Source organism: Flavobacterium poyangense, from assembly GCF_011751075.1.
Classification (GTDB): domain Bacteria; phylum Bacteroidota; class Bacteroidia; order Flavobacteriales; family Flavobacteriaceae; genus Flavobacterium; species Flavobacterium poyangense.
Genome location: NZ_JAALLN010000026.1, coordinates 43,452 through 55,093 on the forward strand (window position 1 = coordinate 43,452; position 11,642 = coordinate 55,093).

Annotated in this window: 11 protein-coding genes and 1 tRNA gene; 11 read left to right on the top strand and 1 reads right to left on the bottom strand. The window is 34.3% G+C overall.

All coding sequences use genetic code 11. The features are described from left to right. Window positions 1–68 precede the first annotated feature (68 nt). Both G3A47_RS21800 and G3A47_RS21805 read left to right on the top strand, forming a co-directional pair. Window positions 69–986: a hypothetical protein gene (locus G3A47_RS21800; RefSeq protein ID WP_166926292.1), complete on the top strand. Its 918-nt coding sequence runs from the start codon at window positions 69–71 to the stop codon at window positions 984–986. Window positions 987–1,371: 385 nt separating this feature from the next. Beyond that, window positions 1,372–2,313 (top strand): AraC family transcriptional regulator, encoded by a 942-nt coding sequence (locus G3A47_RS21805; protein ID WP_166926294.1) that lies wholly within the window; start codon window positions 1,372–1,374, stop codon window positions 2,311–2,313. Here the strand turns inward: G3A47_RS21805 and G3A47_RS21810 are convergent. After that, window positions 2,279–2,701 (bottom strand): hypothetical protein, encoded by a 423-nt coding sequence (locus G3A47_RS21810; RefSeq protein WP_166926296.1) that lies wholly within the window; start codon window positions 2,699–2,701, stop codon window positions 2,279–2,281. The two genes, G3A47_RS21805 and G3A47_RS21810, sit on opposite strands and share 35 nt — an antisense overlap. Before the next feature lie 374 nt (window positions 2,702–3,075). On the opposite strand from G3A47_RS21810, the gene G3A47_RS21815 reads away from it, so the two are divergent. The 9 genes from G3A47_RS21815 to G3A47_RS21855 all read left to right on the top strand — a co-directional run bounded on the left by G3A47_RS21815 (window position 3,076) and on the right by G3A47_RS21855 (window position 11,494). After that, window positions 3,076–3,148, top strand: a tRNA-Lys gene (locus G3A47_RS21815). Window positions 3,149–3,771: 623 nt separating this feature from the next. Continuing rightward, window positions 3,772–4,272, top strand: a complete 501-nt coding sequence (locus G3A47_RS21820) for a tetratricopeptide repeat protein (RefSeq protein WP_243860546.1) — start codon at window positions 3,772–3,774, stop codon at window positions 4,270–4,272. Window positions 4,273–4,722: 450 nt separating this feature from the next. Then, entirely contained in the window at window positions 4,723–5,685 is a 963-nt protein-coding gene (locus tag G3A47_RS21825) for an ion channel (protein WP_166926298.1), read from the top strand. Between the two features lie 72 nt (window positions 5,686–5,757). After that, window positions 5,758–6,657, top strand: a complete 900-nt coding sequence (locus tag G3A47_RS21830) for a MerR family transcriptional regulator (RefSeq protein WP_166926300.1) — start codon at window positions 5,758–5,760, stop codon at window positions 6,655–6,657. Between the two features lie 37 nt (window positions 6,658–6,694). Further along, window positions 6,695–8,161 carry a phytoene desaturase family protein gene (locus G3A47_RS21835; RefSeq protein WP_166926302.1) on the top strand — a complete coding sequence of 489 codons (1,467 nt, stop codon included), beginning with the start codon at window positions 6,695–6,697 and terminating at the stop codon, window positions 8,159–8,161. Between the two features lie 5 nt (window positions 8,162–8,166). Continuing rightward, window positions 8,167–9,006, top strand: a complete 840-nt coding sequence (locus tag G3A47_RS21840) for a phytoene/squalene synthase family protein (RefSeq protein ID WP_166926304.1) — start codon at window positions 8,167–8,169, stop codon at window positions 9,004–9,006. Window positions 9,007–9,064: 58 nt separating this feature from the next. After that, a complete protein-coding gene (locus tag G3A47_RS21845; protein ID WP_166926306.1) occupies window positions 9,065–9,505 on the top strand; it encodes a sterol desaturase family protein in 441 nt (146 codons plus the stop codon). 232 nt (window positions 9,506–9,737) lie between these two features. Next, window positions 9,738–10,205 (top strand): SRPBCC family protein, encoded by a 468-nt coding sequence (locus tag G3A47_RS21850; protein ID WP_166926308.1) that lies wholly within the window; start codon window positions 9,738–9,740, stop codon window positions 10,203–10,205. Then, a complete protein-coding gene (locus tag G3A47_RS21855) occupies window positions 10,202–11,494 on the top strand; it encodes a cryptochrome/photolyase family protein (protein ID WP_166926310.1) in 1,293 nt (430 codons plus the stop codon). Before G3A47_RS21850 ends, G3A47_RS21855 begins: the two co-directional genes overlap by 4 nt. The last annotated feature ends 148 nt before the right edge of the window (window positions 11,495–11,642 follow it).

Sequence of the window (11,642 nt, forward strand, 5' to 3'; positions counted from 1 at the left end):
GATTACTATTTATTTGTACATCGAAAATAAAGCTACTAAACTCCCTTTATCTAATAACTTGAAACATTTTGAAACAAGAAGTAATAAAAAATATATCTACAGAAAACGGAGCAAATGAATTTCAAATTCGTTTGCTTAAAAATGAAGGTGTTGGACTTTTGACAACTAAAAATGAAGAAAACTACCTTATCCTTGACAGTATAGACTTCTGGTATGACTTAATACAAAGCGAGTATCCAAAAAAGAAAAAATGCAGTTGTAAAAGCGAGTGGTTTAATATTGCATTTAATTACATACCAAGAACAGGAACGAATGATTTTAGGGAAATACAAATTATAACAACTTGCGTCCTTTGCAATAAAATCTCTAAACCAGTTTCAATAGACATTGATTATTCTCCAACTGAAGAATTAATCGAAAATCCCATTACTTTTTGCCCGAAACCAAAGATTAAATATAAATTCCAAGAATTAAGTAGTTTTTGGTCAGGAGAAAATTTAAACGATCTTTTGAAGTTTATTTTCCACGACTTAAATCTTAATGTCTATTGTTGGTTTTCTCAACACCCAGAAAATAAAAACAGATTTGAGAAAGTATCATTTGAAAAGGCAATACAAATTATAACAGTTAATCACAGATACTTAAACTTCTATTTTTCGGAAAAGGAATTGGAAACCTCGAACTATATAAAGTTGATTAATGACAATGGAGTATATTTAAAAGAAGGGATCTGGCGGAGAGATGAAATAATACAACTAACTGCTCCCTTTGTAATTATGGGTTACGGCCTTTCGTATCACATAAATTTCTGTAATCAATATCTTGACAAAGGAAACGTAAAAGATAAGTCCAAACAATTTGAAACAGTAACAACTCAGCTTAAAAATTGGCTTACAGAAAAATTTATAACTAAGCGAGGACCAAATTGCTTTGACGGACAAGCAGCATATGAAAAGCTTATGGCAAAGAAAAATTTAAAAAGATAAAAATAGCCGCAAGTAATCCATAAACCTCAGACAAAATGTACAAAGTTTAGGCTAGGCAGGACTTGGAAGTACTGAGTCAAATAGACTTAAAAGTTGTTATTTAAAATCTTCTAACAAACGGCTCGAATTTTGTCCCGTCAAGGTCACAAAACAAGAAACCTATTTCAAGATGAAATAGGTTTTTTTATGCTAAATTTTTCCGCAATCTTGTCCTTTAGATATAAGAACAAAGTAATTCAATTCAAAACTTTGATTCACACTTCACTATTTTACTTCAAAAGATGATTTTACAAAATATAAAAAATTGGATCATTCATTCTTAACTTTGTCTCAATATTAGCTTACAAACAAAATTGAGTTAAGAAAACACGATAGATAAACAAACATGACAAAGGAAGAGTCAATTAAAGAATATTACTTTAGAATCAACAAAAGCATAGATTACATTAAAGAAAACCTTCATGAAGAACTTTCTTTAGAAAAGTTGGCTATTCTTTCTAATTTCTCAAAATTTCACTTCCATAGAATATTTAAGTCAGTAACAGGGACAACTATCAATGAGTTTATTAAAAATGCAAAGATAGAAAGAGCACTGTTTTTCTTAATGAACAATCCTTCAAAAACAATTAGTGAAATAGCCAATGATTGTGGTTTTTCAAATATTTCGTCTTTTTCAAGAAGTTTTCGTGAAATCAAACAGACAACACCAAGCGAATGGCGAAAGCAACATAAAAATAGCAATATTGGTATAACGGATAGCAATATTGGAAAAATTCAACCCAGAATCGAGAACTACCTTGCGCTCAAATTAAATAATTTAAAAAAAATTGAAATGAGCGAAATTGTAAAACTTGATTTTGAAATTAAAAAACTTGAGGCGTTTAATGTTATTTACATCAGAAATCTCAATATTCACAATCACGACAGTGAAACATTTGAAAAAATGTTCAAACAGCTTTTTAATTGGGCTTCTCCCAGAAATCTAATAAATTTTCCTGAAACCAAAGCATTAACTGTTTACAGAAGCAATGCCAACTTATCAGGAATGCTTCAAGCGGACGTCTGTTTATCTGTCCCTGAAAAAATAACAGGAGAAGGCATAATCGGTAACACAACAATAAGCGGTGGATTATACGCTATTTTTCACAAAGAAGCCCCAATGTCTGAGTGCTTTAAAACCTGGAATTATATTTACGATGTTTGGTTTGAAGAAAATGGCTATCAGCCTGACAACAGAAACTTCTTTTTAAGTCATTTAAACGACCCTAAAGCACATCCCGAAAAACTTCATATTATTGATATTTACATCCCAATAAAATTACTTTAACAATTGCAAAATTTATAAGCCTCAACAAAAACGAACTAAATTTAAATTCGATGAAATTATTATTTAGTGTCTCATTTTCTGTTGTACCATCCGGTTTAAGCTTGTACAACTCAATACTGGCCATAGCGATTTCATCTCTTACAAATAATAAAAAGGCTTTTTCAGGATCAGAATATCTTGAGAAATATCTTTTATAATCATCAATCATCTTATCACTGAAATCTATTCCCACATTAATCCCGTAATTGACTCCTATAAATTTTAACATATAAGTACCGGAACTTGTAACCATAGTGCCATAAACATCAATTGGAAATTGTTTGAGTTTAATAATTCGCAGATAAGATTGCGCAACGTAGACAAGACAACCAATTACCTCTATTTTCAAAAACAATAAAGGCTGATAGCTTACTAAAATTCGAAATTCTTAAGATTTTCGACTCTTTTCAAACTTAAAAACAATCCTTTTAATCGGTGAAATCTGTGGCAAACTAAAAAAAGTAACCTTTGATTTCACCATTTAAAAGTTTTTTTTGATTGGAAAGTATTATTCAACACCCCATTTTAGCCCCCATAGTAAGAAATAGCCCACGGAATTAGTTGATCCGAAATAAAAAATGAAAAAAAAAAACAGCCTCCAAACCGCACGTTTTCAGAAAAATAAAACCGTATTCGGGAATATAAAAATTTAAGTACGCCTAAACACTTGGAAACTTCAAAAAAAACTCCTTATATTTGCACCCGCATTGAAGAAGTCAATACGACTCGATAGCTCAGTCGGTAGAGCACATCACTTTTAATGATGGGGTCCTGGGTTCGAGCCCCAGTCGGGTCACAAAAGGTCAAGTAGAAATTACTTGACCTTTTTTTATGGTCAATCGGGAAAAATTCCAAGTTTTTTAAAAATTCCAACTTTTTTAGAAACGTTATCCCGGGGCGAAGTCTAATCTTCGCAAGCAGTGCATTTGTTAAAACGCAAGGTTCCCAATATAAAAAATAACAGTTTCGATAAAATCTTTGCGAACTCCTATGTTTGCAGTGAATTTTTTTCATGTAGATTTGCTTCGCCAGTTCGCTATCGCTCAGGTAGCAGATTTATTCAGATTGTTTTTATCTGAGCACAAAACAAATATCGGCTTAATCTGCAAAATCTGCGTGCAAAAGACTTTGCTTTATGTTAACACTTTGCGCACTTTGCGATCAACACAAACAAAAAAATCCTTGCGTACCTAGCGGTAAAAAAACACATAAAGTTTGCCGAAATTTTCGCTAACAGGTTTTCTTATTTATCCGGAATGTCCCCCTAAGCGAAGTCGAAGGGTCGAAGGGCTTTACAAACCACAATTACAAAACTTTTACATTTATTAATTATAATTTTACGGAAGTACTTCTCTTAATAATAAATCTTCCCTAAATTCGTTTCCTAAATAAATTAACCTACTAATCCCAAATTAGTCCATGAAAAAATTATTACTTCTATCATTTATGATGATTACGTTTTCGAGTTTCGCACAATCTGCAACCGGTTATTTTGACAAAGCCCTAAAGAAAGCCGAAGCCGGAAACACTAAAGGTGCCATTGCAGATTACACCAAAGCCATTAGCATGAATTCCAAATTTGTTGAAGCCTATCAAAACAGAGGAGTTGCCAAACTAAAACTGAATGATTTAAAAGGAGCTGCAGCCGATTTCAGTAAAACTATCGATTTAGACAGCATGAATGCGGATGCCTTTACAGGAAGAGCCAATGTAAATTACAAACTGCAAAATTACCAGGGTGCTATAGATGACTGTACCGCTTCTCTTGGTTTAAATCCAAAAGATTATATCGCTTACAATCTTAGAGGTCTGGCTTATAATAAAATCGGCGATAAAAAGAATTCTTGCAAAGATTTCGCAAAAGCGATAGAGTTAGGCAGCCAAAGCGCCATCAAGAACAAAGCCTCTTTTTGTAAATAAATACCAAGCGGTACTCTTACATACAACACACAAAGCAATCTGCAGTTAAAACAACCGCAGATTGCTTTTTCATTTTACAAAAACCTGTGGAAAAATAGAATTCTTAGCTTTATGTTGCTTAACCGCAATGTTCGCAAAGGTTTACGCAAAGTTCACAAAAGCCTATAATACAAATTTTAATGGATTAAACTGTTATTTTAGTTTTACACTTCCCGCAAAAATAACCTGAATAGATCCGCATATAAAAAAAACCGACAAACATAAGAACTTGCTAAACTAAAAAACACCTTTCTGATAAAGCTTTGCGAACTTTGCGATCAACACAAACAAAAAAAATCTTTGCACACTTAGCGGTTAAAACCACACATAAAATTAGATGTCTAGGTGTTAAAAAAACAATTACTCCCAATATGCCAGATATTATTACATTTGTGATCAAACAAAATAACAATGGTACTTCTTAAGAAAATAAACAGCAAAGCAAAAACAAATCAAAATTCCGGCTTTGGAACCAATGCAAACAGTTATGGCGGAAGGTTCGTAAACAAAAACGGGACGGCCAACATCGAAAAAAGAGGCATGCATTTGCTACGTAGAATCAGTTGGTACCATACTATGATCGAAATGCCAAATTGGAAATTCCTTTCGATTTTATTTGCTTTTTATATTGCAATCAATTTTATTTTTGCCCTGTTATATTACGCAATTGGCATAGAACATCTGGACGGAATAACAACCTCCGGCAGTGTACTTAACCAATTTGGTCAAGCTTACTTTTTTAGTGCGCAAACCTTCACTACCGTGGGTTACGGACATATTAGTCCAACCGGATTTTTAACAAGCGTCTTATCTTCGGCTGAAGCTTTAATTGGTTTGTTGTGTTTCGCCATTGCAACAGGTTTGTTCTTTGGAAGATTCAGCAAACCGACCGCCTTTTTAAAATTTTCACACCATGCACTAATCTCACCTTATGGACAAAGCAAAGCCTTAATGTTACGACTTGTCCCTTTTAAAAATACCAATTTTACCGACGCTACAGCAAAAATAGCCCTGGGGATGAGCATCGAAGAAAACGGCAAAATGATCAACAAGTTTTACAACCTCGAGTTGGAACTGGATCATATAAATGCACTCTCGTTAAGCTGGACATTAGTACATCCTATAACTGAAAACAGTCCGTTGTATAATTTTACAGAAGAGGATTTTAAAAAGATACATGGCGAAATCATGGTCTTCATTAGCACTTTTGATGATATGTTCAGCAATACTGTAGCAGCAAGTACTTCCTATACTTTTAATGAAATTGTTTACGGTGCCAAATTCGAAACCATGTACAACAGAAGCGAAGACAGTACTAAAACCATTCTACATTTAGACAAACTTAACCACTTTGAGGCAGTTAACCTGGCTTAATCTATCATTTTAGCATTGTTTTAAGCCAGTATCCCGGATTTTAGTTTATTTTTGTTTACTTAATCACCAAAAATGGTAAACAACATAAAAACTGTTTTCAGCATAAAAGATCTTGAGAACTTATCCGGAATAAAAGCACATACGATTCGTATCTGGGAAAAAAGATATAATATTCTTGAGCCCATGAGAACGGACACCAATATCAGACTTTATAATCTGCAAAATCTTCAGAAGCTTCTAAACATAACATTATTACACGAATACGGTTATAAGATTTCTAAAATCGCCACTTATCCTGATGAAAAGATTCCGCAGTTAGTTCGTGAAATCATCTCAAAAAAGAATTCACAAAACTATGCCATTACTTCCTTTAAAATGGCCATGATGAATTTTGATCAGGAACTATTCTTCAATACTTTTGATTGGCTAATTTCAGAAAAAACATTCAAAGAAGTTTTCAAAGAACATTTTCTTCCTTTATTAAAAGAATTAGGCTTTTTATGGCAATCAGAAACCATAACTCCTGCAAATGAGCACTTCATGAGTCATTTAATCAAGCAGAAAATACTAATTTATACCGAAAGCCTACAAATACAAAAGCCTACCAAAACCGATCGCATTTTTGTTCTTTCCCTACCCTTAAACGAAATTCATCAAATCGGATTGCTTTATCTTCAATATGAAATTCTCTCAAAAGGATACAAAACTATTTACTTAGGCGAAAGCATGCCAGTTGAAAACCTGCAGGATCTTACAAAACATTTTGACAATATCACTTTTATATCCTTCATGACTGTTCAGCCGGATCGCAGTGTTATCAACCAATATGTAAAATCAATGGGACAAAAATTACTCCTGAAAAACAACGAAATCTGGCTTATGGGAAAAATGGTTGAACACATAGACCAAAAAAATTTACCGGACAGAATCCGCATTTTCGATTCCATGGATGAAACAATAGAACGAATATAAATATTTTGTTTAAAGTTTTTGTACATTTGTTAAACAAATGAAAAAAAACATCATCATAATTGGGTCCGGCTTCTCTGCATTGGCAGCCTCCTGTTACCTTGCCCGGCAAGGAAACAGTGTAACTATTTATGAAAAAAATGAAACCATTGGCGGAAGAGCCAGACAGTTTAAAAAAGAAGGCTTTACTTTTGACATGGGGCCAAGTTGGTATTGGATGCCCGATGTTTTTGAACGTTTCTTTAATGATTTCGACAAAAAAACTTCCGATTATTACGAGCTTGTTAAATTAAATCCGGCTTACAGGGTTTACTTTGGTATTGAAGATTTTATAACTATTTGCGACAACCTGGAAGCCATACAAGCTACTTTTGAATCTATTGAGACCGGAAGCAGTAAAAAATTAGCCGCTTTTATCGAGAAAGCAAAAAGCAATTATGACATCGCCATTAAAGATTTGGTTTACCGTCCCGGCGTTTCTCCTTTAGAATTAATCACACCTCAGACCGCTTTAAAACTAAATCAGTTCTTTAGTACCGTCAGCATTGATGTCAGAAAGAATTTCAAGAACGAACGTTTAATTCAGATTTTAGAATTCCCGGTTTTATTTCTCGGAGCAAAACCAAGCAAAACTCCTTCTTTCTATAATTTTATGAACTACGCCGATTTCGGCTTGGGAACCTGGCATCCGAAAACCGGCATGTTTGATGTTGTACGCGGAATTGAAAAATTAGCGATCGAACTGGGTGTGACGATCAAAACCAATTCTTCCATTGAAAAAATAGTTATAACCAATAAAATAGCAACCGGAGTTCGCATCAATGGAGAATTAATTGAAGCTGATATTATTTTAAGTGGTGCTGATTATCAACATACCGAAACACTATTAGACCAACCACATCGCTCTTATCCTGAAAAGTATTGGGAAAGTCGTGTTTTTGCTCCTACTTCCCTTCTCTTCTTTGTGGGTTTTAACACAAAAATAGAAAATTGTACGCATCATGCGTTGTTCTTTGACGTTGATTTTAACCAACACGCCATCGACATTTACGACGAGCCGAAATGGCCTGATGCTCCGTTATTCTATGCTAATTTCCCTTCAAAAACAGATACAACTGCTGCGCCGGAAGGAATGGAAAGTGCCTTCTTTCTAATTCCGTTGGCTCCCGGAATTGAAGATACAGAAACGCTGAGAGAAGAATACTTTGAAAGAATAATCACTCGATTTGAGCAAATCACACAGCAAAAAATTAAAAATAATATTATATTTAAAAAGTCCTTTTGCAAAAATGATTTTGTAGCAGATTATAATGCCTACAAAGGAAATGCTTACGGAATGGCAAATACCCTATTACAAACCGCCTTCTTAAGACCCAAACTGAAAAGCAAAAAAGTAAAAAATTTATATTTCACAGGACAATTAACCGTTCCGGGACCGGGTGTTCCTCCTGCTTTAATATCAGGGAAACTAGTAGCAGAATTAATTCATAAATCTATTAGATCGTAAAAAAAATGAAATCATTATTTGACACTGTCTCTTATCGCTGCAGCAAATTGGTTACCAAAAACTACAGCACTTCTTTCTCCCTTGCTGTACATATGTTGGCACCGGGCATTAGAGAAGCCATTTACAGTATCTATGGTTTTGTTCGTTTTGCAGATGAAATTGTCGATTCTTTTCATGAATACGACAAAGAATATCTAATAAATGATTTTGAAAAAGAATATTACAAGGCAATGGAAATGGGCATTAGCTTAAATCCTATTTTAAATTCGTTCCAGCGCACCGTAAAACAATACAACATTACCGATGATCTGATTCAGGCGTTTTTAAAAAGCATGAAACTCGATCTCGTAAAATCTGTTTACCATACACAAACGGAATATGAAGATTATATTTATGGCTCTGCCGATGCCGTTGGCTTAATGTGTCTCAAGGTTTTTGTTGCAGGAAAAGATCAAAAATACGAGCAACTCAAGGCAGAAGCCATGCGTCTGGGTTCTGCCTTTCAAAAGGTAAACTTCCTGAGAGACTTAAAAGAGGACAATCTGATTTTAAATCGAAATTATTTCCCCGGAATCAACTTAAACTCTTTTGACGAAAATGCCAAAAATGCCATTATCAACGAAATCGAAGAAGACTTTAAAATTGCTTATCAAGGTATCATAAAATTACCCATTGAAGCTAAATTTGGAGTGTACACCGCTTTTATCTACTATAAAAAACTATTGCAAAAACTCAAAAACACCCCTTATCATGAAATTGGAAATTCAAGAATCCGGGTTTCAAATTATACAAAAGTCGGGCTCTTGGCGCAATCGTTCGTCACTTATAAATTAAAACTAGTCTGATACGTTAAGGATATTTATAACCATTTTATTGACAACTTTATTATATAAAAAACATAAGATGATCTCTTTTCTACTTTTTCTCGGTGTTTTTCTGTTTATGGAATGTGTTACCTGGTTGACGCACAAATACATTATGCACGGCTTAATGTGGTACTTTCACGCAGATCATCACCAACCAAAATACGAACATACTTTTGAGCGTAACGACATCTTTTTTGTCATTTTTGCTACTCCAAGTATCGCTCTTTTTTATTTTGGTGTTCAGGGCGGGTTTAACTATTTGTTTTTTATCGCTTGCGGTATTACTCTTTATGGTGTTTGCTATTTTTTAATACATGATGTACTAATTCATCAACGTTTTAAATGGTTTAAAAACACCAAAAACAAATACCTCATCGGCTTAAGAAAAGCCCATAAAGTGCATCATAAACATTTAGGAAAAGAAGGCGGAGAATGTTTCGGGATGTTATTCGTTCCTTTTAAATATTATAAAATGTAACCTATTTATTGGGTGTCCTTATTTTTTTAACACATAGAAACATAGTTTTAAGACGAAAAAAAGGCGTTTCACTTGTTTAAAATTTCAATTGACAGTCTAAGCGAAGTCGAAGACCTCATCGTTTAACCATCATCCAGAAATGTATTTCTTTTTTTAGACTCTTTTTTGAAGAAAAATCTATGTTTCTGTCTGTCAACTATACTTTTTATGAATTTGCGCAATACCAGATACTATGAAAATATATAAAATAGAAACTACACAACATATAAATGCAAGTATAGAGAAGTGTTGGGATTTCTTTTCCAGTCCTAAAAATCTTCAGACTATCACTTTAGACAGCATGCGTTTTGAGATTTTGGATTTCGACAACAAACGCATGTATCCCGGTCAAATTATCACCTATACCTTAAAACCTCTTCTGGGAATTAAAGTGTCATGGGTAACCGAAATTACCATCTCAAAAGAAAACCACTATTTTGTAGACATACAACTCGTTGGTCCCTATAAATTATGGCACCACAAACACTTCTTCGAAGCCACCGAAACAGGTGTAAAAATGACCGATGTTGTACATTACGCTTTGCCATTTGGCTTTTTAGGGCGTATTATTAATAAGCTGCTTGTAGCAAACAAACTAAAAACTATTTTCAAATACCGCCATAACAAAATCGAAGAGCTATTTAACACGAAAGTACAATGAAACAAAAAGTAACGATTTTCTGGTTCCGACGTGATTTACGGCTGGATGATAATATTGGTTTATTTCACGCATTACATTCCTCCTACCCGGTAATTCCTTTATTTATTTTTGATGAAGATATACTGGACAGTCTGCCAAAAAATGATGCCCGGGTAAGTTTTATATACGATTCACTTGAAAAGATAAACGCAGCTCTTCAATTAGTTGGGTCTTCTCTTTTAATTAAAAAAGGAAAAACCGCTGAAGTCTGGCAGTCTCTACTAACTGAATTTGATATCCAGGATGTTGTATGCAATAAAGATTACGAACCTTTTGCCATAAAACGCGATTTAGAAATCACCCATTTATTACAACAAAATAGCATTACTTTTTTGTCATATAAAGATCACGTGATTTTTGAAGAAAAAGAAATCACCAAATCAGACGGGCTTCCGTATACCATTTACACGCCTTATAAAAACAAATGGCTGGAGAAATATCATTTGTTAGGAACGGTGACTGAATGTGACACCAAACCACTGTTCTCTAATTTTGCTAAAAATCAATTTCAGTTTCCGGAATTGGCAAAAATAGGCTTTGAAACAAGTACCATAAAAGTACTTCCGCACAACTTAACCCAAATTAAAACGTATAAAGAAACCCGTGATTTTCCGGCTTTAGACAGCACGTCGTATCTTTCTCCTCATTTGCGTTTCGGAACTGTGAGTATTCGGAAATTAGTGAACTGGGCCAACAAAACCAATCAGACTTTTTTGAGTGAATTGATCTGGCGTGAATTTTTTATTCAGATCCTCTTTAGCTTTCCTAATGTGGTCAATCATAATTTTAAATCGGCTTATGATGGCATTCAATGGCGAAATAACGAAGCTGATTTTAAACGCTGGTGTTCGGGAACAACGGGTTATCCTATGGTCGACGCCGGAATGCGTCAGCTTAACGAGACCGGTTATATGCACAATCGGGTACGTATGGTCGTAGCGAGTTTTCTTTGCAAACATTTACTCATCAACTGGCAATGGGGAGAGGCTTACTTTGCCGAAAAACTATTAGATTTTGAACTGGCATCAAATGTAGGCAACTGGCAATGGGCTGCAGGAACAGGTTGTGACGCAGCACCATATTTCAGAGTTTTCAATCCCGAAATTCAACAAAAGAAATTTGACGATAAAGGAATCTACATCCGTCAATGGATTCCAGAATTTGATCTGGGTTACAACGAACCTATGGTAGATCATGCCTTTGCACGCGATCGGGCTATTGCCACTTATAAGGCGGGAATAATTAAATGAAAATTTCAATTTGTTTGGGCGTAGTTTTCCTTAGATTTATTCTCACCTCTGTCATTTCTGTAAAGGTTACTTATTTCGGTAACAAAATTTAATTTTAATAAATTTTGTTACGATGAGAAATAATAGTCAGGATTCCACTTTAGAGCGA

Coding starts and splice junctions, on each gene's coding strand:
- G3A47_RS21835 (WP_166926302.1), top strand. CDS start 6,695: ATGAAAAAAAACATCATCATAATTGGGTCCGGCTTCTCTGCATTGGCA.
- G3A47_RS21855 (WP_166926310.1), top strand. CDS start 10,202: ATGAAACAAAAAGTAACGATTTTCTGGTTCCGACGTGATTTACGGCTG.
- G3A47_RS21840 (WP_166926304.1), top strand. CDS start 8,167: ATGAAATCATTATTTGACACTGTCTCTTATCGCTGCAGCAAATTGGTT.
- G3A47_RS21805 (WP_166926294.1), top strand. CDS start 1,372: ATGACAAAGGAAGAGTCAATTAAAGAATATTACTTTAGAATCAACAAA.
- G3A47_RS21825 (WP_166926298.1), top strand. CDS start 4,723: ATGGTACTTCTTAAGAAAATAAACAGCAAAGCAAAAACAAATCAAAAT.
- G3A47_RS21850 (WP_166926308.1), top strand. CDS start 9,738: ATGAAAATATATAAAATAGAAACTACACAACATATAAATGCAAGTATA.
- G3A47_RS21845 (WP_166926306.1), top strand. CDS start 9,065: ATGATCTCTTTTCTACTTTTTCTCGGTGTTTTTCTGTTTATGGAATGT.
- G3A47_RS21820 (WP_243860546.1), top strand. CDS start 3,772: ATGAAAAAATTATTACTTCTATCATTTATGATGATTACGTTTTCGAGT.
- G3A47_RS21830 (WP_166926300.1), top strand. CDS start 5,758: ATGGTAAACAACATAAAAACTGTTTTCAGCATAAAAGATCTTGAGAAC.